Genomic DNA, 19,929 nt, shown 5'->3' on the forward strand with positions numbered 1-19,929 from the left:
GCCCTACCTGGTTCCGCCAACTTGTTCGCTGTCTAGTCGTTTGGCCTTTTTGTGACCCTCATCGGATTGACCAAGCTTCCAATAGCTCGATAGATAGAGGTGTGTTTTCGGAAGATTGTTATGCTCTTGCAAGAAGGTCCTCAGCACACGCATGCTATTGAATTCACAGGCGGCCCAGACGGCGGGTTGTCCTTCCAACCAGGGCAATGCTCGAATCTTGGAAGCAAGGAACAAACCATCGACCTTGGGGCGTGAGTTGATCTCCCAGTGCAGTTCAATGTTTCGCGGATGCGTCAGTTTTTGGATGTCGGCACGACTGGGAACTTCAATTACAGCGTAGCCGACAGCGTCCTCCGGCAGTTGACTGAGGTGGACGCTGATCGCGGGAAGTGCGGTCATGTCTCCCGCCAGCAGAAACCAATCGGCGGAATGGTTGATTAGTTTTTTAGGCCCCGGTCCGGCGACTGTAATGCGGTCTCCTGGCTGAGCGTCGATCGCCCAGGTTGACGCCGGACCCGGCGAGTCATGCAAGACGAAGTCGATATCAATCTCGGTTGGTCGCTGATGCCTTACCGTATAGGTTCTCAGAAGTGGCTTCTGGCCATCGCGTTGAGGAATTAGCAGCTTCAAATAGGCGCTTTCCTGGTCAACGGGGAATGCCGAAAGGGCATCGCCACCTAACGTGACGCGCAGCATATGCTCGGTGATCGGTGCGGAACGAATCACTTCCAGTTCCATCGTGGTGCGACTAGCCATGGGTTGAATCTCTGCTTCTGGAGGTATCGGATGGATTCAAGTTTTCACTCAAACCGGGGGCATCTTGAACGATCGCACTCAGACCATGCCGCCATTGGCGCGCAGGGTCTGACCGTTGACCCAAGCTCCATCCGGCCCAGCGAGAAAGGCCACAACATTGGCAATGTCTTCGGGAGTCCCCAATCGTTCAAGCGGCGACGCTTTCGACAACTTCTCGACTAACTCATCGGACTTGCCTTCTAGGAACAATGCGGTGCCCGTCGGTCCGGGAGCGACTGCGTTGACCGTGATGTTTCGTCCGCGCATTTCCTTCGCCATGATCGCCGTCATCGTTTCGATGGCGGCTTTGATGCCCGCATACACGCCGTATGTTTCAAACTTCATCCCGACGACCGTGGTGGAGAAATTGATGATCCGCCCGCCATCCCGCAGGCGAATTCCAGCCTCGCGCATGCCGTTGAATGTGCCTCGAAAGTTCACAGCAACCTGAGCGTCAAAGATCGCGTCGTCGCAGTCCGCGATCGAAGCCAGTTTCATGATGCCGGCGTTATTCACCAGCACATCGACACCACCGTAAGCTGCCTCGGCGCTGTCGAACATCCGTTTGACCGCGGCGGAATCGGAAACGTCCGCCTGGACTGCGATGGCATGACCGCCTTCGGTCTCGATTGTGTTCACGACCTCGCTCGCGGGATCCTTACTGCCAGAATAATTGACGAGGACGTTGAACCCATCTCTGGCCAGACGCTTGGCGACGGCTGCCCCGATCCCACGCGACGAACCGGTGACGATTGCAGTTTTTTTGGTTGTTTCATTCATGTCAGTCGACCGTTGGTGTGTGCAGAATAGGGTTGTATCAGGTGTAGATGATGCCACCCATCAAACAGCATCGGACTCCTGCGTTCCAAAGAGCTTCTGATCCAGCGAGAACTCACCGGGCCCTGTGACAAAGATCACGGCATACACAGCGAGGTAGACCGCTGCCAGTTCTTTTACCTTCCATGGGTCACTGCCGTGAACCAAGAAGAGTGCAACACACATTGTGAACGCAAGGTTCAAAACGGCGAATCGTGTGCCAAGTCCAAGGATCAATAGTACCGAGCAACCGACTTCGGCACCGATGGCGCAGAGAAGGCTTAGCTGATGTCCCATTCCTAGCGGATCAGGGAAGCTTTCAGCCATCGCCGTAAAGCCCATCAACTTTTGAATGCCATGGACAAGCATGAAGCAGCCAAAGGCAATGCGTAAGCCAAGCATGCCGAGTGAAACTTGTTGGGGGGTTCCAAGTAATAGTCGTTGTTTCATTATCTTGTTCCGGATGATGTTTTCGTTTTAGTTTCGCGAATCGTAGCGGACGACATTCAATCGTCGTGTGTTGCTTAGTTCAGTTCAGCTTTGCGAGACGACAGATTCAAATGGATCGTTAGACGTCCCTCGTTCAGCAACCATGGTCGCACGACATACGACCGCGCTCCCTTCGCGTGCATCGGATCGGCATCAGCAATTTTTCGGGCCTCCGTAGTATCGTCTGCGCGCACGATGATCATTTCCTCGCCTTCGCAAAACTTTTCGTCCGATGTCCAGAACGGGCCCGCACCAAAAAGTATCCCGTTCTTTTCGATCTTTCTCTGGTAGTCGAGGTGTTCCTCCAGAACGTCCATCATGGGAGCAATCCCATTGGTCAACGTGGTGAAGATTGCATAGAGCTGCAATTGCATCATGCTGGTCGTTGCGTTCAACGATTTTTCTTTTGGAAACGACTCTTTGACCTTTGCGGAACTTGCTTCCTGGCCCAACGAAACTTTTGCGTTTCCCGAGTTTGTCGACACCTTGGTTGCTCGACCGGCATTGGAACCAGCAGGCAATTCATTGAGCCCGCTTTGCTCCTGTTCCGCTGCTGGTTTCGGCTCCTCACGAACTTCGCGAGCGACGGTGAGGGAATAGTTGCGTGCGGTTGCGTTGACCAGCTTTCGAGTCGCGGCGTTGTCTTGTGCGAACAGCGGGGTTGTTAGAAGCAGAAGTGTGATTGAAAAGTATCGTTGAATCATCTTGGATTCTTTCAGGGGAAGGGGGAAGATCGAACGTGGCGGGGGCTTCCAGCGGTAGCATTCACTGGGAACTGCGACTGGAAGCCCCAGTCACTTTGAACAAAGAGTGACTAAAACCACAACTCGCTCAACTGTCCGGATTCAAGCTCGTTGGCATAGCTCAAATAGTAGTTTCGGTTAGGCGCGTTGTACTCGCGTGCCGCCAATTCTCGCAGCGCCTCGATTTTCACCGTGCGGGCCAGCTTTCGATCTCCATCATCCAGCCATTTCAAATGTTCCGAAAGCTCAAGTGCCCATTGGTAATCTTGATTCGCCAGTGCGGCGTTCATCTGTTCGGTTAGCTTATTTATGCCACCCGCCAGCTTGGCAATCTTTTGCGCCTTGACCTTGGGTTCCAACGGATTCAACGTCGTCGGATTGCCGTCGTACCATCCAAGCAGCCCCGCATAGATCGCTCGCACTGCATGAGGAACCGATCCATAGAACTCGATGAGGTACGGTTTGTCTTTCAAATGCTCTGGCAACTTGACTTCGTGAGCGAGTTGGTCGGGACCTTTGCCGGCGTTGATGCCTCGCACCGTTTGGTCGTACACACTGCGAATCGCTTCGCTGTAGTCCGTAAGTGCCGTCGTAGCCGCTTCCTGTCCTTGGATGGGCATCGTGTGGCCAGGAACGACAACGTGTGGTTTCAACGCGGCCATCTTCCCGACGCTTTCGGACCAATTCAGCACGTCGCGATAGGCCGTGCCCCGGATTGCATACAGGTTGGGAAAGGAGCTGTAAAAATTGTCGCCCGCCAGCAACACCTTCTCCTTCGGGAGCCAGATAAACATCGCGTCGTCGGTTTCCCCTGGGCCGATGTGGAATTCGATTTCGACACCCGCGATCGTCGTTTTGAGTCCGCTGCTGGGAACGGTGACGGTCGGTGGAAGGAATCCTTTGCCGCGATCGCCATCGTCTGTACCCGCCGGTGCAACACCGCGGTTGATAATCTCCGACGACGAGAGATTCCGTCCGAACTGGCGAATATTTCGCTTCTGCTTTACCGGATCAACCGCTTTGTTGACGCCCTCGGCCGAACCAAAGGTCTCCGTGCCATAGATGTCCGGTTTCTCATCGCCGATAAAGGCACTGGCTCCACCAATGTGATCGCCATGGCTGTGAGTGTAGATGATCGCCTTGACCGGCTTGTCGCTGTATTGCCGAAAAGCTTCAGCCGCTTTGGCGGCGCTCGTCGGACCGAAAAGAGTATCGACGATAATCACACCGTCTGTTCCGACGATCATCGAGGTGTTCGCGCCGTGGAAACCAACCGCGGTGAAAACGTTTTCCGCAACTTTGACAACTCCCTTCTCGAACTGTTGCTGCTGAGCATTGAGCATCCGAAGTGCCGTGTCGGGCTCGACCTGCGTTTGTCCGCTGGCAACACCAGCGGCCATTACCAAGAGGCAGAGAGTAGCGATCAGATTTTTCATAAGACTATTCCTTTGAGATTTGTTTCAATTTCTTAGCGGAACGGCGCGAGCCGTCCGGTGTCACGTTACCGGAGGGCTTGCGCCCTACCGCTACAAGTTTCTTGCCAGCAAATTCTTCTGCATCTTTCATGAGACTATTCCTTTGAAATGCGTTTCAGTTTCTTAGCGGAACGGCGCAAGCCGTCCGGTGCCACGTTACCGGAGGGCTTGCGCCCTACCGCTACAAGTTTCTTGCCAGCAAGTTCTTCTGCATCTTTCGCAGCACGTTTTGCGTCGCTTCCAGTTCCGACTTCGAGATGCCTTTCAATGTGGTTTTTCGCAGGTCGTCTAACAGCGGCAGGACGGTTTGAAGTTTCTGCTCGCCGCGGCGGGTCAATCCGACCATCACGATCCGAGCGTCTTCACTTGATTCGCTCCGCTCGACAAACTTCTGCTGGACGAGTCGATCCAACTGGCGTTTCACCGTCGTTGGATCACGAATCATCAGTGACGCCAGCTCGTTCATGCTCAGCGGCTGGCCGGCATCCAACAACGTGATCAGTGCCTGCGTTTCCTCTGGCGAAAACGGCCAACCAGCACTCTTCAGCACCGCAGCCATTCCCGATCGGATCAGATAGGCGACACGCCCGATTGCAAATCCGGGCGAGGATTCAGAATCAAAGTGCATGTTCGCCTCCGTGTGAATCCTGAATCGGGCCGCTCGTCGGCCCAGCAAAGATCGGCCGATACCAATCGAAGTAGCAGTAAATCAGCAGAGCACAGGCTGCGAAATCGGGAATCCCGACGACGAGGTATTGATGAGCAAAGAAGATGACGTACAGCAAGATATTGAACGTATAGGGCAGCGCCATCAAGATCGCGAGCGGCGTTGTCCGCGGGAAGAACATCAGCCCGCCAGCGATCGTCTTGAGCAAGCCGACCCAGAAGATCAGATAGCCAGTTTTCTCAAGCGCGAGCATGAATTGATCGAGCTCAGTTGGCGGATCGCCCACCGGATACCCGTTCACGCCAAAACCCATCGTCATGATCCCGGTGCCGACAAGGAACAACGCAAAGAGTATCCGCACCACGAGGGCGAGACGCGGAAGTCGAACGCTGCGTTTTTCTAATGTGGGCATATTTGTTCATCGAACTTGCGTTTCTAGCGGAACGGCGCGAGCCGTCCGGTGCCACACAGATCTAGCGGAACGGCGCGAGCCGTCCGGTCTCACACAGAAAACCTATCCATTACCGGAGGGCTCGCGCCCTTCCGCCAAACCGTTTGCATGTAGCTGTATAGTACAGGTATATGCCGGCGAGTCAATGCTTACGAAGAAAAACAGTCGCCGGATCACTCAGTCCAGTATTTCGGATGGTCTAAGGCTTTTGAGCAGCGGACGGTTCCCTCGCAATTCTCGATGGTTCCAGGCGTCAGCTCCATCACCATCCACGCGTCTGCGTTTTGAGGTGGGATTGGGTAGGTTGCCTGAAGACCCTGGACACCTGCGGGCTTGAACCCGAATCGCGAATAGTATTCGGGATAACCGAGAACGAAGACGAGGTCGACCCTGGATTCCCCTAACAGGCGTAACCCGGTTTCGATCAAACGACCGCCAATCCCCTGACGTTGTCGATCTTGCACAACCGCCAGCGGTGCGAGAATCCTTGCACTGACTTGGCCATGGTCCGGTTCGATGCTCGCGGACGTAAAGAGAAGATGCCCGACGAGTTCGCCGTCCGTTTCAGCGATGAGCGATAGCATTGGCTCGCCGGAATCGTCATCGAGCATCTCATCAACGAGCTTGGCGATTACCGGACCTTCGGTCTCGCCAAACGCATTCTTATGGACCGCAAGAATCGCATCGCGATCCTGCTCCTTGGCGCTGCGAATCTTCACTTCAGCTTGTGTCATGATTGGCGGGCCAATAGCACTAGAATGCAACTGCCGTCGTCGATGACGTTGATGCCAGCTTCGCGTGCCGATTCACTGGCCTGCTCGTGTTCCGCGCCTGGTTGCATCCAGATGTGCTTCACGCCGGCTGCGATCGCGTCGGCGATGACTTGCCGGGTGACTTCTGGTGGCGTGATGATCGACAGTGCTTCGGGGACGATGGGAAGGTTCGCGATTTTCGGATAAGCCTTGTGGCCTTCGATTTCTTCAGTGACTGGGTTCAGCGGATACGTCTCGTGGCCGGCGGCCAGGAGGGCTTTGAAAACCTTGTAACCGTACTTGTGTGTGCGGGCCGAGGCGCCGGCGACGGCGTAGGTTTTCGCAGCGAGAAAATTTTCGATTGAGTTCATAACGAGTTTCGTATCGAGGGTTGGCTCTGCATCAACAAAGCTTGCAACTACGGTTTCAACAATGCTCTATCGCGTTAAGCTAACCTCATGGAACAACTGCGTGAACTACACTTCGATGATCTGAACGCGGCGATTGACGAGGCGAGGTCTCTACTGCGGAGCGGCTACAACTGCAGTGGCAATTGGTCGCTCGGGCAAATCTGCCGCCATCTGGTACTCGTGCAAGATCCGAGCGTCGATGGTTATCCGAAGTGGATGTCGCTGTTTGCGTTTTTGCGTCCTGTGATGCGACGGATCCTCTTGCCAAGAGTACTTAGCGGCGATTCACCTCGCGGAATTCGTACAGCTTCGATATTTGTTCCGCCGGCCGAACTGGATGACGCTGGCGAAGTGGAGGCTTTTGCGGCGAGCGTGGCTCGGTTCTACGCTCACGCTGGTGACTATGCTCCGCATCCAGCGTTTGGGCGATTGCCGCGTGAGCAGATTGAGCAAATTCATACGGCACATGCCGCTCATCACCTGCGTTTCCTAAGACCCCGCGACTGATTCTTTTTTCGCGTGCTAATCGGACTACATCACCTCGACTGTCGTGGGTTCGAGTCCCACCGAAGTGAACCTTGTGTTCGCTTCGTAGCTCAGTTGGTAGAGCATCGAATCTGTCTGGTTAACAAACTTCGTCGATCGTTTTTTCGAACCACAACAATACTTGGCGACTGCCGCATCGGAGTACATCCGAAGAAGTTTGAAGAGTGAAGGGGTGAAGTTTGAAAGGTTGGCCACGGATTGGCACGAATCATTTTTCGGATCGAAGAACAGGTGGCGCTGCGAACAGGGCGTTCCGGCAAACTGGAAATTCCAAAGCCCTCGATCCTAATCCGCGTTTTCAACTTCCATTTGGCGTAAGAACGCTTTCATCTTGGCAGGTTTGTTGGTGTGAAAGATTCGTACACCGGCTTGGATCAGTTGACGCCAGTCTTGTTCAGTGCCTTCGGCGTGAGTCTCGACGAGGAATCCTTTGCTTGTGGCGTAGCGTATCAGTTCTAGGGTTTGTGGGTTGGCAGGGTCATTCTTGGAGACGTTGACTTGGACCATCGTTGGATTGAATCGCTGCTTTACATCATCGACCTGATTCTTGTTGGAGACCATGAACATGAGTAGGTCACGACTGAATGGGAGGCCATTGGTTTGATAGGCGTCGAAAAGATCCGCGTCACGATAGGGAACGCGGAACACGATGCCGCTGAAGGCCTGTCGACGAGCGACGAGCTCCATGATTTCCTTGAAATACTGGTTCACTCCCGGTTTCAAGTCGGCTTTGAATAGCACCCGATCTTTTCCTTCGACTAAAAACTCGTCCAAGGTAGCGACTCGATGTTCGGACACCGTGCCGTCGCGAAACTTCTTGTGCAGTGTTTTCAACTCCTCCAAGCTCATTTTGCTCGCAGCGCCGGAACCCGTTGTCTCGCGATCGATGGTCGGGTCGTGCACGATCACAAAGTGACCGTCCTGCGTTCGCTGGATATCGGTTTCGTAAAGCTCGTAACCCTTGATCTGACAGTTGCGAATGTTGGCAATGGAATTTTCGGGTGCGTTGTCAGCTTTGTCCGTTTCGTAACCACCGCGATGGGCAGCAATCTGGACTCCGTTTATTTGGACAGCGGTGGCGGGACTTCCGGTCGCATTGACTTCGACTTCCGATACCTGAGCTCCCGCGTCTTGGGGCATCGGATTTTCAGCAAAGCCGGGAGTCGCCAGTTGGAGGCTAAGCAGCGCCGCGATCGCGAAGACTGCAGAGGATGCGAACTGCGGAGTCGTTGGACGGGTTTTCTTCACTGTGCTGCTTTTCTGTGTGACGCGGCGACGCAATTGCGTGGGAACACGGAGTTTAGTCAAACGTGCCTTTTAGTTGTTCCAGGTAATCGTGAATTGCAACACGGTCGCGATCGTGACCCAGATCAGGTACGGGATCTGCGCGAAAGTGATCAAGCGACGGTGGGGCCAGATGGTCTTCATGGCCCAGAGGATCGTGATCCAGACGATCGCGATGTCGATGGCCGCGAGGGGCAGGTTCCGCAGCCCGAACTGGATTGGGGTGAAGGCGATGTTGGCGATCAGATTGATGGCGAACGGGATCGCGACGGGCCATGGGATCTGCTTGCGGGCGACTCGGTAGAAGACGTAGCCGAACGTGACCAGGATGATCGGGTAGAGGATCTGCCAGATCGTGCCGATCGTCGAGGGCTCAGGCGTCCAAGCCGGTTTATCGAGTGCGTCGTACCAGTCTCGCCAAGTCATGTTTGGAAGTTTGAAGAGTGAGGGGTGAAGTGTGAAATGTTGGAAGGTGGAGTCTGTTGCGTTTTAGGACGCTGTCGTATTCTACCGAATTGTCGACTTTTAGCTTCCAGGCGATTGGCAAGCAGGATGCTCACCCCACCTTAGTACACGGAGTAGGCTTGAATGGGACCAGTGTTTTGGAAGACGGCTGCGTTGTTGGTGTTGTCGAATGTGTTCATGACATTTGCGTGGTACGCGCACTTGAAGAACCTGGACGGGCGACCGTGGCTGATTGCAGTGGCGGTCAGTTGGGGGATCGCATTCTTTGAGTATTTGATCCAGGTGCCGGCGAACCGGATCGGTTACACGCAAATGAACCTGGGGCAGTTGAAGATCCTGCAGGAAGTCATCACGCTTACCGTCTTCGTCCCGTTCGCGGTCTTCTACATGCAACAACCGCTGAAACTCGATTACTTGTGGGCGGCGATGTGCATCATGGGCGCCGTGTACTTCGTTTTCCGATCGGCAACTTGATCGTCACTTTCATCGCAAGAGAAATTCAATGCCATGTCCGACCAGCCGACCAACGAACCCGATCCGAAATCGTCGACGCCCCAGCAGCCTGACAGTCTTGAAATGCGAAATGCGGACGTATTCTCGGGAGGAGTTTTACGAGTTCGTCTGGTCGAAGCCTGCGACGAAACTGGTAAATGAGCTGGGATGCTCGGACGTGATGATCGGCAAGGTGTGCAAGTTGTATGACATTCCGAAGCCCTACCCAGGCTATTGGGCCAAACTAGGTAACGGGAAAAAGCCATCTAGGACAAAGCTACCGGACAACAATGATCCCGATCTGCAATCATTGACTTTTTACCGCCACGAGGATTACGAGGCGACGGTCAATGGACCGCCAAGGGAGTTGCAGTATGACGAGGAAATTCTTGACGCGTTGGCGAAATCAAAGTCGCTGGGTCCAGTAATCGTGCGAGACACGTTGCGGTCGGCTCATCTGCTGATCGCCAGAAGGCGAGAGCAGATTGAAAAGGACAACCGCGAAAGCAAGATTCCCTGGTCGGAGAGGAACTACGATGCCCGCGAAGAACGCAAGCCAACCATTGATGTTTCAGCGAGTTCGAGCCAATGGAAGCGTGCGCTGCGAATTATGGATGCGCTGATCAAGCGAGTTGAGGCGATTGGCGGGAGCGTTGAAATTCAGCGAAGTGGATACAACGGGCACACGACAAGCACTGTTGTGATCATCGCGGGCGAGAAGATCACTGACATCCGACTGCGCGAGAAGCACAATCAAGTCCGGATCAAAAACAAGGACGCGAAGTATGCTTGGGAACGGAATCGAACGGAGTTGGTGCCCAGCGGTTTGTTGATGTTCGATGATGGTCCGTCGAGTTATCGATCTCCGCTGGCGATGGACGGCAAAGCAGTCAAGATCGAAGGCAAACTCGATGCCATGATTCTTGGCTTCATCAAGGAAGCTGGTGAGATCCGAATTCGCCGGCGTGAACAGGAGGAGATCGCACGGCAAGAAGCTGAGGCTGAGCGGATTCGCCTTGAGCGTGAAGCGGAACTCCAGCGTCGTCGGGACGCGTTGGAAAGATTGCAGGCGGAAGAGCAACGCAAGGTCAACGAGCTGTTAAGTCACGCTGATGCCTGGCGACAAAGTGGCCTCTTGCGTGACTACCTGGATGCACTTTGTGAACGATGTGTTCAAGCTGATCAGGCAGTGCCGCTGGCCAGTCCATTGGCAGATTACTTGCGATGGGGATTCGCACAAGCCGATCGCCGTGATCCGCTTTGCGAGACACCATCATCGGTTCTGGACGAAACCGTTGATGAGTCGGATTTGGAGCAATGTGCTTCGGTCGCTCCCAAGAAACCCAGGTGAGATGAAAACCTAGATAGGTCAAGCCTTTGGCGGATGTTCGTCCATGGCAACCCAAATGCGGCGAACGCGAATGAGTTGGGAGCGGTTCATTCTAAGAAGCTCGATGGTCAACTCACCTGTCTTCGTCAATCCGATTAACTGCGTGCAATCATTGCTCCAAGCGAAATGCTGCTTCCAGTCATCACGATGTGGATGGAACAAAGGCGTTCCCACCGATTCCCCGGCAGGAACACCGACGATTCGATCCGACTTGTATCGATTGCATGTTGGACAGGCGAGACACAGGTTGCCCAGTTCGGTGGGACCAGCCAGGGCTCGGGGCACGATGTGCTCAATTTCAAAGATGGCGACTGTCAAATGCTCGGCAGTTTTGTAGTACGCGCAGCAATCACGGAACGCAGCACGAACTTGTCGACGCAATTCCGCGGAAATGTAGACGCTCACTGACGAGCGGCCTCCGCATGCTGTTTCAAGGTCAGGCGAGCACGTGTTTTCAAGATATTGAGCTGATCGACGCGAGATAGAAGTAAGTCGAGCTCTTTGGCTTCGTCACCATCCAGCGATTCGTTTGTGTTTTTTTCAAGCAACGCATCGAGTCTTTCTTGCGATGAAGGTGCAAGGTTGCCGTCAGCCAAGGCTTCAAGCTCGTTCTCGCTTAAACTGAACAATAGTTCGGATTCGCTGTCCATGTTTGCTCCAAAATTTGCCAACAAGATCTAGCCCTTATTGTAGTCCTACCTGCCGCATGCGGCCAGCTGAACATTTCCCGCTGGCCCGGTGCAGGTTGTCACCATTGAAAGCCACGTCGAACCTGGGCGATCACGATTCGAACGATTGCCTTTTTCAGGTTAACGAGGGCGAGAACTCTGCCGACATTACGACACGGAATCAGGCGTTGTTTTCAGGCAACGTTGTCCAGAAAGTTTCCAGAATTCAAATTGCGGCGTTGCAAACGCCATTGTAAGTCCACATGTGCGGAGAGAGTTTTTGAAAGGAGTTCGGTCCACACGACTTCAATCTGGCATGTCGGAAGGTCGGTTCTAGTTCAGCGAGGTCAGAGATCGTTCACGTTGGTGGTGTCACCGCCGCCGTGTGCTTCCAGCACTGTGAATGATTTAGAGCCAAGGCAAACAGTTTGTGGTTGCACCGATTAAATCACACGCCTCACATTGGCACGGCGATTGCAACGAAGGCAGAGCGTTCCAGCACAAGCCCACAAACGAAAGGTTTCATTATGTCGACTGCTGTATCCAAGCCAAACACTATCCTAAGCATCATCCTCGCTTTCCTGCTTCCACCGCTCGCCGTGTTCATGAAGTCGGGTCTCGGAACTCAGTTTTGGCTGAACCTTGTCCTAACGATTGTGGGCTTTTGGATCGTTGGCGTCATTCATGCTTTGATTGTCGTTCTGTAGCGTAGTAAACCGATCATTGCACCGGTTCCCAGCCTGTGAGAACTGAAACCGCAGGCGACCGACTTATCGGAAAGAGCAAGCTTACTCGACGGCCGAAACCACAAGCTTCGTCGCGACAGTCAACAATGATTTCGCGTCCAGTGGTTTGCTAAGGTACTCGTTAAAACCTGCGTCGAGCAGCTTGTCGCGGGTGCCCTTCATCGCGTCTGCAGTCAAGGCGATCACTGGCACCTCGCAGCCTTGATCTCGTAACATGATAACGGCCGACATTCCGTCAAGCACCGGCATCTGCAGGTCCATCAGCACGAGATCAAATGGTTTTCCCGATGTTTGAGCATTGAAAACCATGTCAACCGCTTGCCTACCGTCCTCGGCAATGTGGACACTGCAACCTGCTCTCTTCAAAAAATGTTCAGCTACGAATCGGACGTCTCGCATATCATCGGCGATCAAAACTTTCGCAACGAGCTTGCCTGGAGTTCCGTTTCGCATTGGTCGCTGTTTGACAACGTGATCTCGCCGCAGACTTTTCTCGTACCGTAACGGCCTTACTTCGCCGATTGGCGCGACCGGAATCGATACAGTGAAGGTGCTGCCGCTTCCTATGGTACTTTCGACCGCGATCTCGCCACCGAGCGCTTCGACTAGTCGACGAGTGATACTCAGTCCTAGTCCAGTGCCACCAAACCGCTCGCTGATCGAAGCATCGGCTTGTTGAAATGGCTCGAACAAGTGGCGTTGCTGTTCGTCGCTGATTCCGATCCCATTGTCTTTCACAATGAACATCAGCCGCGAATTTTGGTTTGCGTCATCCAAATGAACTTTCAGATCAATCTGTCCGTTAGGACTGAATTTGAGTGCGTTGGCAAGCAAATTGGTAAGCACCTGACGCAAACGAGCCGGGTCGGTGCTGATCGTGACAGGTAGGTCGCCTGGATAATGAAAATCAAGATTATTGTTGTATTCAACCGTACGCACCTGCATCAACTCATTCACATCATCAAGCAGTTGACCAAGCGGAGTTGACGACTTTGTGATTGTCAACTTACCGGCTTCGATGCGCGAGAGATCGAGCACGTCGTTGAGCAGTTTGATGAGATAGTTTCCATTGCGATGAATGACATCGAGCCGGCCATGCGTTCGCGGATCAGTCACTTCCTGTTTTAGCACTTCAGTAAAGCCGAGGATCGCAGCGATCGGCGTCCGCAGCTCGTGACTGATGTTCGCCAGAAATTGACTTTTGGCTTGATTAGCCCGTTCGGCCGCATCACGAGCAGCGCGAAGTTCGTCTGCAACTTTCAACCGTTCGGTAATGTCAACAAAGGTAACGACGGCACCCACACACTCGTCATTCTCGACAATCATCTGGCTCCAGTACTCCACTGGAAAAGACGATCCATCTTTGCGCCAAAACACTTCGTCGGATCGGCTGACTTTTCCGACATTGCTCAAGCAACCATAGATCGGACTGTCCGCTACTTGATATACACTTCCATCGGCATGTTTGAAGAGCACTGACTCGTGCATCGACTTGGCCAGCAACTCTTTGACGTCATACCCCAGCATTTTCGCCGCTGACCGATTGCAATAGGTGCAGTTGCCATCGACGTCGATCATGCAGATTCCCTCGGCGGTGGAATCAAGTAGCAGACTGATTCTTTCGGCGAATGCCACCGAATCGTCACCGAGCCCTTGCAGCGTGCGAGGCGAATTGGCTGTATGACTCGGTCGTCCTAAATCAGCGTGGCTCATCAGAGTACCCATGGCAAAGTTCCTAACGCAATGACGCGTCCCTCTGCAGATGGCTGTAACTCGGTCCAGCTAGAACACGAATGGGCCAAGCGCGCAAGAGAACGCTGATAGCGGAACACACCCCGAGGTGCATTCGCGAAAGGCTGCCATAGGCTTTCGTGTCGTTCACATGATACCATCTTTCGTCGATTCGACAACGTTTCCGCTACACCGGTTTCTAGCATGTGTGTGAGATGAAGAAGATGGCTGTTTGACCGCGAAACAGATTTGGCCCGCTATTTGCGAGCTGGTCGTGTTTGCTGGCTGTTCGTATTTGCGTGTCGGTTATAAATGACCGTCGTATCCACAAACCGTCAGTTTGTTCGCTCGGCGGAGGGCACGAGCTGGCAACTTGTGGCTGCGACTACGCCTGTTTTCCCAAGGTTTCCCGTGACAGTGACTTCATCCAGTGTGCTGCCCTATCAGCCAGATCGAGAGCTGACCATTTTTCTCGCGGTAGGTGACGGAAAATCCCGCAAGGTGATTGAAGCGATCCTTCAGCAGTTGTCGCACCACGTGATCCTTTCGACCGATTCGGGCGAAACGATGCTGGAGAGATGTCTGAAAGAGGAACCCGACATGGCGATCGTCGGTCAATCCTTGGCTGACCTCGACACGTTTGAGTTGGTCAACCGAATGAGCAACGAGACGCAGATTCCTGTCATCGCGATCATCCGAGGCGCTGACCTAGACCGGGCGAAGCGACTGATGACCGATGACATGATGGGGATTCTGGTCGAACCGGTGACGCACAAGACGCTACGTCCGGCGATCTACCTTGCTCGGCGACGGCATCAACAAATGATTTCGCTCGAGGATCGGGCGAGCAATTTGGAAAACCAGCTTCAAGCGTTACCGACGGATCAGCGAGATGATGAGAATGAATGACAGTGAATCCAATGGAGGCAGAGTTTCTAAGCGAATCTACTTGGCACATGGTGATTGCAAGACACGTTCGCTATTGAAGGTCATGTTGCAAACGCTGGGGCATCGTGTGGGCTTGGATACCGATTCGGGAAGTGTCCTGATGGAGTTCGGTCTGTCGGACCCGCCTGACATGTTCATTTCGTCAAAACAGCTCCGCGACATGGACGGAATCGAGGCTTTGATCCGCATCGGTGAAGAGAAACCTCGGGCTGCCGTGGTTGTTGCCGGATCAGCGGACTTAGACGATATCGAACGAGCGATGAAGGATCATGTCATGGCGTATCTGATTGAACCCGTCACCGAGGAAGATCTTCAGCCAGCGATCTATCTAGCTCAGCGTCAGTTTCATTACCTTGAGTCATTGCGAACGAAAGTCGAATCGTTGGAAACTCGATTGCATAGCCGAGCGATTATCGAGAGAGCCAAAGGCATTGTCATGCTTCGCAAAAAGCTGAACGAAATGGACGCCCATAAGTTTCTGCAGGATACGGCGCGTGATCAGCGAAAAAAGATTGTTGAAATCGCCGAAACGATCGTTAACGCCGAGTCGTTTTTAAACTAACCGTGGCTTGGTGTTCCGAACTGATGAATCCTCATTCGCGGTCACTACGACGCGGCGATTTTAGGTGGACCAACCGCGTTTTGTTCGCGTGGTACTTCTTCCGCTCTGAACTGCGTCTCAAGAGAGTTTTTGTCGCGAAACCGACAGGCGACCAACGTGATGTTATCCTCGCCACCCGCCTCATTCGCTTCGGCAATCAGTGTTTCACAAGCTTCGCTGAGTGGTCTATCGCCAGTCACTTCTTCGTTGATCCGTTTGTCTCCAACATGCGCGGTCAGGCCGTCAGTACATAACACGATCGCGTCGCCTATTCTCAGCTCGATCGAGGTTGCCTCGGGATGAGGGTCATTCTTTGCACCGATGATTTTCCAAAGCACCTTCGATGGCTCTTCGCGAAATTGATCCTCGTCAATCGAACTCGACTCGATAGCCGCTCCGCGATCAACCGACTGGTCTTTGGTCAATTGTTCGATCCTTCCGCCGCGCAGCAAGTAACAACGGCTGTCTCCAAGATGAACGACAAACATCTTCGGCCAAACGATGTACGCCAGCGTCAGTGTCGACTGCATGCCCTCGCGATTAGCGAGAAGAGCCGCTTCGTTGTCGATGATGTCCCGACAGTAACGCAGCCCTGCTTTGAGTTGTTGCTCAAAGTCGGATTGGTCGAAGTCGTCGTTGAGAAGGTACCAGCTCAGGTTATTCAGGACGTACTCGACGATTCCGTCGAGAGCGATTTGACTGGCACGCTCGCCCGCATCTCGCTTCCCCATACCGTCGGCCACTAAGAGCAACCGTCCTTGGGTATCACCGAACACACGAGTGCTTTGATCGAGTCCTACACTTGTTGTATGGACACGCAAGGACTTGCAAAGATCGGCAATCATGAATTGATCGTCATTGACCGGTCGGACACGCCCCTGATCGCTTATTCCAAAGACCTCGATCTGACCCGACATCATTTCTCCTTCGTACAGCGATGCATTAATAAAATGTTGGATACGCTTCCAGCCTGCCGCTTTCGGAGATCGCAGGCTGGGAGCCTACGCCGTGTCCGATTCCAAGTAATCCTCGATATAGAGCATCTCAACCATCGTTTTACCGGCCGCGAGGACTGGCGACGCAACGGCAGCACCGATGAATCCGAACAATACTCCCATGATTGCTTGGAAGGAGATCAGCAACGCAGGCGGAAGTGAAACGGCCTTCTGTTGAATCAGCGGCGTCACTACGTAGCTTTCGAAGAGTTGCAGGGCCATGTATCCGCCAATGACAATTCCGACGGTTCCGGTTCCCTGCGGCAGTGCGAACAAGATCGCCAAGCCAAGAGCGATAGCCGCACCAATGTTTGGAACAAACGTCAACAACGCGGTCAGGATTCCGATTGTGCTCGCCATCGGAACCCCCAGGGCAAGCAATAGCAGAAATGCGCCAACGCCCGTGACCAACATTGAACCAAATCGACCGATCAGCCAACGCCACACCGTGTTGCTGGTCGCATCAAGCACTTCGGTCGCTCTTTTGCGTTTCGGCCTCGGAATGAGACGAACGATTCCATCTCGGTACGTCGTCGGTGACACCGCCAAAAATAGACCCACGAAGAATATCAGCAGACTGTTCACCAACAAGCCAAACGTCGTCTTGAACATTTTTCCTATCGTACCGGCTGCCTGCTTGACGGGTTCAGAGATACTATCGAGTTTCATTCCCGACGGCTCCGCCGATCCGTCCTGTCCTCCGTTGTCCTCTGTTTCGTCGTTCGCTTTTTCCTTGCCGCTCTGCTCGAGCCCAAGAGCTTCGGATACGAACGGCGTGGTTGCAAGCGTCGAATTCAAGGCTGGATACTTGTTGATCACGGCGCGCAGTTCGTTCATTCCCTCGTCGATCTTGTCGCTCGCCTCTTCGACCTGATCATTGATCTGGACGAAAAAGAATGTCGCACCGCCAGTCACGGTCATTAATAGCGAAACAACAGCAATCGCCAACGATCCGCGATAACCCACGGGAAGGTGCGCAGATAACCAAGCGGAAAGTTTCGTAAGGAAGATGCCGAATAGGCCCCCCAGAAACAAGATCAAGATGATTTCGCTCGCCAGAACAAACGCCGATGCCAACGTCACAATGATCGTCAGCACGGTTATCGAACGAACAAGATTGACCGGTAACCGGACGGTGGAATCGGTATCCAATTGAGTTTCTCGATGGGTAAATTTATGCAGAAGGCTTCCAACGTGCCATCCGTTTAGTGCGGGCACAACATCTAAGCCTCGAACTGACTATCGCAGCCAAAAGAACAGGCCGATTCCAGCAAGTACGATCGCCAGAATCACGATGTAGCTGAGTCCAACCACTGCGAATGGCGCGCCAGGAACTTCCTCCCCGAGCCTCTTCTCTTCGTCCACGATTGCGTCCTTCAAAGTTTCGAGTTGACCCTTTTCTTCTGCCATGGTTACGTCTCCGGTTTCAAGTTGATGGAGCTAGCCGTTCAGCCAGCCCGTGAAATTACGCAGGTTGGAAGCCTGCGCCATGAGTTAATCAATTAGGTTCTCAGAGTCATCGACTTCCGAGTTATCCGCATGCCGCTGAATCTCGTCGTCCGAGTTCTTCAGGCTCCCTTCGCCTTTACTCGCAGTTTCCAGATCACGCGAAGCGTCTCGATCGATTGTCGCCTTACCTTGGGAGCGGACGGCGACACGTCCTTTAACAGCGGAAAAATCACGCGATTCATCGATCATCGCGACCGGAACTCCATTTGGGAAAACAACTTCACGGGCTTCGTCCGGCATGCTGATCTGGGCTTCCGTCAATGCCGTTTTCGCTTGACGCATCAGCGAGCTAGTGACCGAACCAGCATCGAAACGCTCTCCGTCGAGCCAGAACAAGACCTTCAAGTTCACGGTTGCCGAGCCTAAGGATTCGACAAGTACCAACGGCTCAGGATCGTTCAACACGGAAGGATGATTCACCAACGTCTCGTGGATGATTTCTTGTGCTTCGCTCACCGAATCGTCAAACCCGATACCGACGATAAAATCTTTTCGGATGCGTGGCGACGATGAATAGTTCGTGATAGCCGATTTGTAGATGGTGCTATTGGGAATTTGAATGTGGTTGCCATCAACCGTTAGCAGCAGTGTCCCGCGAGTGGTAACGCGGCGGACGAAACCTTTGTAGCTATCGAGCTCGATCAGATCGCCAACGCTAAACGGACGGTTCAGACTGATCAGCACACTTGCCAGGTAGTTTTCAGCTATATCACGAAAGGCGAAACCAAGAGCGATGCCGACGAGACCTGTACCGCCTAGAACGGTAACGGCCAGTCGACTGAGTCCTGAAACCTTCAGCGCGATGTAGAGACCAATCAACATCACAAGCACGGCAACGACGCTCGCCAAAACCTGTTGCAACAATTGACTATCGACACGCCTCGCTGCAAGTTTCCGAGCGAGCGAAGCAGACAGCTTTGCCAGTGAGTAGGCGAGGAACAGCACGAATGCCCCAACAGCCATTAGGGGCAAAAGTTGGACAAAGTCTCGACCAAGCTGCTTCATCTGGGCCACGGCGGGACTTATGTCCCACACGGGCCGGCCCCTCACTTCAATTCGGTTAACCACCGCGACGACGTCCGAAGTACGCTGCGCGACTCGCTCGGCCCATTCGCGATGCTTCTCGCTGTCTGAGACGCCACTCAAGAATACGACGCCTTCATCCGTCTTCACCGTAGGCGAATCGAACCAGCCGGTCGCAGTGAAAATTCGTTCGAGTCGCAAGGAAATCTCATCGTCTTCGGCAAGCGGATCGACCTCCACCTTATCCGGCGTCTCGATGGCTTTTTCTTCGTCGGGCACATTCTCGGTGACTTCGGCTATGCCGTCTTGCGCTATCAACGACTGTGGAACCACGCTAAGAGTAAGGAATCCCAGCAAGGTCACTGCAAAGCTCACTCGGATGGTGTTTTGAAACTTTGTGCGGTTTAAAAGGTGAGGCATCATGCTGAATGATTCGGAACAGAGGTTTCTATCGATGGGTGTTTGTCGAGTATTATCCCGAGTGCTCGCGACTCTTTGCTGCTTGCTGCGTTGGTCCCATTCTCTGGTTACCAATCACTCGGTGGCTTGCCAAACCGACCGTGGTCTCACTTCGTACTTCCCCAGCAGGCTTTCCCAGTAGGCTCATCCTGGTTCGATTCGAAGCGACGGGTGCTATTGCGGATAGGGTTCTAATCAGATCTTCGATGGTCGCTTTCCAGCTTTCCAGTCAACTCTGGGCGCGGCCTGAGTGTTTGCGACATGTTACTAGAGTGTCCATTCGCAAACGGAGTGCCAACACGGGCAGGCAGCAGGTTCCCTACGTAAATTGTCGACTCCCTATCTTTCGGCGGTCGCAAAGCAGCCATGTTGGTCGAATGCGGTCCACGCAGTCGTCGTTTGAATTTTCATTTCGCTTGAACTCTTTGAACCGCACGCACGCGATTCCGTTGGCATGCCACATGCTGATGGGTT

Annotated in this window: 25 protein-coding genes; 6 read left to right on the plus strand and 19 right to left on the minus strand. The window is 53.6% G+C overall.

From position 1 onward, the window contains the following. Positions 1 to 3: 3 nt before the first annotated feature. The 10 genes from Poly59_RS26400 to Poly59_RS26445 all read right to left on the minus strand — a co-directional run bounded on the left by Poly59_RS26400 (position 4) and on the right by Poly59_RS26445 (position 6,559). Positions 4 to 756: a siderophore-interacting protein gene (locus tag Poly59_RS26400; protein ID WP_011123287.1), complete on the minus strand. Its 753-nt coding sequence runs from the start codon at positions 754 to 756 to the stop codon at positions 4 to 6. Positions 757 to 834: 78 nt separating this feature from the next. Next, positions 835 to 1,575, minus strand: coding sequence for an SDR family oxidoreductase (locus Poly59_RS26405; protein WP_146405354.1), 741 nt, complete (start codon positions 1,573 to 1,575; stop codon positions 835 to 837). 60 nt (positions 1,576 to 1,635) lie between these two features. Further along, positions 1,636 to 2,061, minus strand: a complete 426-nt coding sequence (locus Poly59_RS26410; RefSeq protein ID WP_011123285.1) for a DoxX family protein — start codon at positions 2,059 to 2,061, stop codon at positions 1,636 to 1,638. A gap of 74 nt (positions 2,062 to 2,135) precedes the next feature. Continuing rightward, complete coding sequence (locus Poly59_RS30005; protein ID WP_011123284.1) at positions 2,136 to 2,804, minus strand: YciI family protein; 669 nt, start codon at positions 2,802 to 2,804, stop codon at positions 2,136 to 2,138. Between the two features lie 110 nt (positions 2,805 to 2,914). Next, on the minus strand, positions 2,915 to 4,279 hold the full coding sequence (locus Poly59_RS26420) for an alkyl/aryl-sulfatase (RefSeq protein ID WP_146537109.1): 1,365 nt from the start codon (positions 4,277 to 4,279) through the stop codon (positions 2,915 to 2,917). Positions 4,280 to 4,283: 4 nt separating this feature from the next. Then, positions 4,284 to 4,409 carry a DUF1584 domain-containing protein gene (locus Poly59_RS26425; protein ID WP_146537110.1) on the minus strand — a complete coding sequence of 42 codons (126 nt, stop codon included), beginning with the start codon at positions 4,407 to 4,409 and terminating at the stop codon, positions 4,284 to 4,286. 90 nt (positions 4,410 to 4,499) lie between these two features. Further along, positions 4,500 to 4,946, minus strand: a complete 447-nt coding sequence (locus tag Poly59_RS26430) for a MarR family winged helix-turn-helix transcriptional regulator (RefSeq protein ID WP_146537111.1) — start codon at positions 4,944 to 4,946, stop codon at positions 4,500 to 4,502. Beyond that, positions 4,936 to 5,397, minus strand: a complete 462-nt coding sequence (locus tag Poly59_RS26435; RefSeq protein WP_146537112.1) for a hypothetical protein — start codon at positions 5,395 to 5,397, stop codon at positions 4,936 to 4,938. Before Poly59_RS26435 ends, Poly59_RS26430 begins: the two co-directional genes overlap by 11 nt. 212 nt (positions 5,398 to 5,609) lie before the next feature. Continuing rightward, complete coding sequence (locus Poly59_RS26440) at positions 5,610 to 6,170, minus strand: GNAT family N-acetyltransferase (protein ID WP_146537113.1); 561 nt, start codon at positions 6,168 to 6,170, stop codon at positions 5,610 to 5,612. Continuing rightward, entirely contained in the window at positions 6,167 to 6,559 is a 393-nt protein-coding gene (locus tag Poly59_RS26445) for a CoA-binding protein (protein WP_146537114.1), read from the minus strand. Before Poly59_RS26445 ends, Poly59_RS26440 begins: the two co-directional genes overlap by 4 nt. A gap of 87 nt (positions 6,560 to 6,646) precedes the next feature. Between Poly59_RS26445 and Poly59_RS26450 the strand changes: the two genes are divergently transcribed. Beyond that, entirely contained in the window at positions 6,647 to 7,105 is a 459-nt protein-coding gene (locus Poly59_RS26450) for a DUF1569 domain-containing protein (protein WP_146537115.1), read from the plus strand. Between the two features lie 324 nt (positions 7,106 to 7,429). Here the strand turns inward: Poly59_RS26450 and Poly59_RS26455 are convergent, their stop codons facing one another. Both Poly59_RS26455 and Poly59_RS26460 read right to left on the minus strand, forming a co-directional pair. Next, the gene (locus tag Poly59_RS26455) at positions 7,430 to 8,392 is read right to left on the minus strand and encodes a glycerophosphodiester phosphodiesterase family protein (RefSeq protein WP_146537116.1); all 963 of its coding nucleotides are present in this window, start codon (positions 8,390 to 8,392) and stop codon (positions 7,430 to 7,432) included. A gap of 69 nt (positions 8,393 to 8,461) precedes the next feature. Continuing rightward, positions 8,462 to 8,854 carry a TspO/MBR family protein gene (locus Poly59_RS26460; RefSeq protein ID WP_146537117.1) on the minus strand — a complete coding sequence of 131 codons (393 nt, stop codon included), beginning with the start codon at positions 8,852 to 8,854 and terminating at the stop codon, positions 8,462 to 8,464. 162 nt (positions 8,855 to 9,016) lie between these two features. Between Poly59_RS26460 and Poly59_RS26465 the strand changes: the two genes are divergently transcribed. Next, positions 9,017 to 9,367, plus strand: a complete 351-nt coding sequence (locus tag Poly59_RS26465) for a DMT family protein (RefSeq protein ID WP_146537118.1) — start codon at positions 9,017 to 9,019, stop codon at positions 9,365 to 9,367. A gap of 28 nt (positions 9,368 to 9,395) precedes the next feature. Next, positions 9,396 to 10,736 carry a hypothetical protein gene (locus tag Poly59_RS26470; RefSeq protein ID WP_186776536.1) on the plus strand — a complete coding sequence of 447 codons (1,341 nt, stop codon included), beginning with the start codon at positions 9,396 to 9,398 and terminating at the stop codon, positions 10,734 to 10,736. Between the two features lie 18 nt (positions 10,737 to 10,754). On the opposite strand, the gene Poly59_RS26475 is transcribed toward Poly59_RS26470, so the two are convergent. Further along, positions 10,755 to 11,180: an HNH endonuclease gene (locus tag Poly59_RS26475; protein ID WP_146537120.1), complete on the minus strand. Its 426-nt coding sequence runs from the start codon at positions 11,178 to 11,180 to the stop codon at positions 10,755 to 10,757. Beyond that, a complete protein-coding gene (locus Poly59_RS26480; protein WP_146537121.1) occupies positions 11,177 to 11,425 on the minus strand; it encodes a hypothetical protein in 249 nt (82 codons plus the stop codon). Before Poly59_RS26480 ends, Poly59_RS26475 begins: the two co-directional genes overlap by 4 nt. Positions 11,426 to 11,970: 545 nt before the next feature. Between Poly59_RS26480 and Poly59_RS26485 the strand changes: the two genes are divergently transcribed. Then, positions 11,971 to 12,150, plus strand: a complete 180-nt coding sequence (locus Poly59_RS26485) for a YqaE/Pmp3 family membrane protein (protein WP_146537122.1) — start codon at positions 11,971 to 11,973, stop codon at positions 12,148 to 12,150. An 81-nt stretch (positions 12,151 to 12,231) separates the two neighbouring features. Here Poly59_RS26485 and Poly59_RS26490 read toward each other — a convergent pair whose 3' ends face one another. Then, on the minus strand, positions 12,232 to 13,914 hold the full coding sequence (locus tag Poly59_RS26490) for a hybrid sensor histidine kinase/response regulator (protein ID WP_146537123.1): 1,683 nt from the start codon (positions 13,912 to 13,914) through the stop codon (positions 12,232 to 12,234). Positions 13,915 to 14,331: 417 nt separating this feature from the next. On the opposite strand from Poly59_RS26490, the gene Poly59_RS26495 reads away from it, so the two are divergent. After that, positions 14,332 to 14,829: an ANTAR domain-containing response regulator gene (locus Poly59_RS26495; RefSeq protein ID WP_186776537.1), complete on the plus strand. Its 498-nt coding sequence runs from the start codon at positions 14,332 to 14,334 to the stop codon at positions 14,827 to 14,829. Next, complete coding sequence (locus Poly59_RS26500) at positions 14,822 to 15,430, plus strand: ANTAR domain-containing response regulator (protein ID WP_146537125.1); 609 nt, start codon at positions 14,822 to 14,824, stop codon at positions 15,428 to 15,430. The genes Poly59_RS26495 and Poly59_RS26500 overlap by 8 nt, the downstream gene beginning before the upstream one ends. A gap of 44 nt (positions 15,431 to 15,474) precedes the next feature. Here Poly59_RS26500 and Poly59_RS26505 read toward each other — a convergent pair whose 3' ends face one another. The 4 genes from Poly59_RS26505 to Poly59_RS26515 all read right to left on the minus strand — a co-directional run bounded on the left by Poly59_RS26505 (position 15,475) and on the right by Poly59_RS26515 (position 19,419). Beyond that, positions 15,475 to 16,386, minus strand: coding sequence for a PP2C family protein-serine/threonine phosphatase (locus Poly59_RS26505; RefSeq protein ID WP_222436174.1), 912 nt, complete (start codon positions 16,384 to 16,386; stop codon positions 15,475 to 15,477). An 84-nt stretch (positions 16,387 to 16,470) separates the two neighbouring features. After that, complete coding sequence (locus tag Poly59_RS26510) at positions 16,471 to 17,616, minus strand: AI-2E family transporter (protein ID WP_186776538.1); 1,146 nt, start codon at positions 17,614 to 17,616, stop codon at positions 16,471 to 16,473. Between the two features lie 87 nt (positions 17,617 to 17,703). Then, on the minus strand, positions 17,704 to 17,874 hold the full coding sequence (locus Poly59_RS29825) for a hypothetical protein (RefSeq protein ID WP_186776539.1): 171 nt from the start codon (positions 17,872 to 17,874) through the stop codon (positions 17,704 to 17,706). 84 nt (positions 17,875 to 17,958) lie between these two features. Next, entirely contained in the window at positions 17,959 to 19,419 is a 1,461-nt protein-coding gene (locus tag Poly59_RS26515; RefSeq protein WP_246151954.1) for a mechanosensitive ion channel family protein, read from the minus strand. Positions 19,420 to 19,929: the final 510 nt, after the last annotated feature.

The organism is Rubripirellula reticaptiva, assembly GCF_007860175.1.
GTDB classification, from domain to species: Bacteria; Planctomycetota; Planctomycetia; order Pirellulales; family Pirellulaceae; genus Rubripirellula; species Rubripirellula reticaptiva.

What these genes read in the sequence shown, in the direction of transcription:
- Poly59_RS26400 (WP_011123287.1), bottom strand. Translation starts at nt 756, where the DNA reads ATGGCTAGTCGCACCACGATGGAACTGGAAGTGATTCGTTCCGCACCG.
- Poly59_RS26405 (WP_146405354.1), bottom strand. Translation starts at nt 1,575, where the DNA reads ATGAATGAAACAACCAAAAAAACTGCAATCGTCACCGGTTCGTCGCGT.
- Poly59_RS26410 (WP_011123285.1), bottom strand. Translation starts at nt 2,061, where the DNA reads ATGAAACAACGACTATTACTTGGAACCCCCCAACAAGTTTCACTCGGC.
- Poly59_RS30005 (WP_011123284.1), bottom strand. Translation starts at nt 2,804, where the DNA reads ATGATTCAACGATACTTTTCAATCACACTTCTGCTTCTAACAACCCCG.
- Poly59_RS26420 (WP_146537109.1), bottom strand. Translation starts at nt 4,279, where the DNA reads ATGAAAAATCTGATCGCTACTCTCTGCCTCTTGGTAATGGCCGCTGGT.
- Poly59_RS26425 (WP_146537110.1), bottom strand. Translation starts at nt 4,409, where the DNA reads ATGAAAGATGCAGAAGAATTTGCTGGCAAGAAACTTGTAGCGGTAGGG.
- Poly59_RS26430 (WP_146537111.1), bottom strand. Translation starts at nt 4,946, where the DNA reads ATGCACTTTGATTCTGAATCCTCGCCCGGATTTGCAATCGGGCGTGTC.
- Poly59_RS26435 (WP_146537112.1), bottom strand. Translation starts at nt 5,397, where the DNA reads ATGCCCACATTAGAAAAACGCAGCGTTCGACTTCCGCGTCTCGCCCTC.
- Poly59_RS26440 (WP_146537113.1), bottom strand. Translation starts at nt 6,170, where the DNA reads ATGACACAAGCTGAAGTGAAGATTCGCAGCGCCAAGGAGCAGGATCGC.
- Poly59_RS26445 (WP_146537114.1), bottom strand. Translation starts at nt 6,559, where the DNA reads ATGAACTCAATCGAAAATTTTCTCGCTGCGAAAACCTACGCCGTCGCC.
- Poly59_RS26450 (WP_146537115.1), top strand. Translation starts at nt 6,647, where the DNA reads ATGGAACAACTGCGTGAACTACACTTCGATGATCTGAACGCGGCGATT.
- Poly59_RS26460 (WP_146537117.1), bottom strand. Translation starts at nt 8,854, where the DNA reads ATGACTTGGCGAGACTGGTACGACGCACTCGATAAACCGGCTTGGACG.
- Poly59_RS26465 (WP_146537118.1), top strand. Translation starts at nt 9,017, where the DNA reads ATGGGACCAGTGTTTTGGAAGACGGCTGCGTTGTTGGTGTTGTCGAAT.
- Poly59_RS26470 (WP_186776536.1), top strand. Translation starts at nt 9,396, where the DNA reads ATGCCATGTCCGACCAGCCGACCAACGAACCCGATCCGAAATCGTCGA.
- Poly59_RS26480 (WP_146537121.1), bottom strand. Translation starts at nt 11,425, where the DNA reads ATGGACAGCGAATCCGAACTATTGTTCAGTTTAAGCGAGAACGAGCTT.
- Poly59_RS26485 (WP_146537122.1), top strand. Translation starts at nt 11,971, where the DNA reads ATGTCGACTGCTGTATCCAAGCCAAACACTATCCTAAGCATCATCCTC.
- Poly59_RS26490 (WP_146537123.1), bottom strand. Translation starts at nt 13,914, where the DNA reads ATGGGTACTCTGATGAGCCACGCTGATTTAGGACGACCGAGTCATACA.
- Poly59_RS26500 (WP_146537125.1), top strand. Translation starts at nt 14,822, where the DNA reads ATGAATGACAGTGAATCCAATGGAGGCAGAGTTTCTAAGCGAATCTAC.
- Poly59_RS26505 (WP_222436174.1), bottom strand. Translation starts at nt 16,386, where the DNA reads ATGTCGGGTCAGATCGAGGTCTTTGGAATAAGCGATCAGGGGCGTGTC.
- Poly59_RS29825 (WP_186776539.1), bottom strand. Translation starts at nt 17,874, where the DNA reads ATGGCAGAAGAAAAGGGTCAACTCGAAACTTTGAAGGACGCAATCGTG.
- Poly59_RS26515 (WP_246151954.1), bottom strand. Translation starts at nt 19,419, where the DNA reads ATGATGCCTCACCTTTTAAACCGCACAAAGTTTCAAAACACCATCCGA.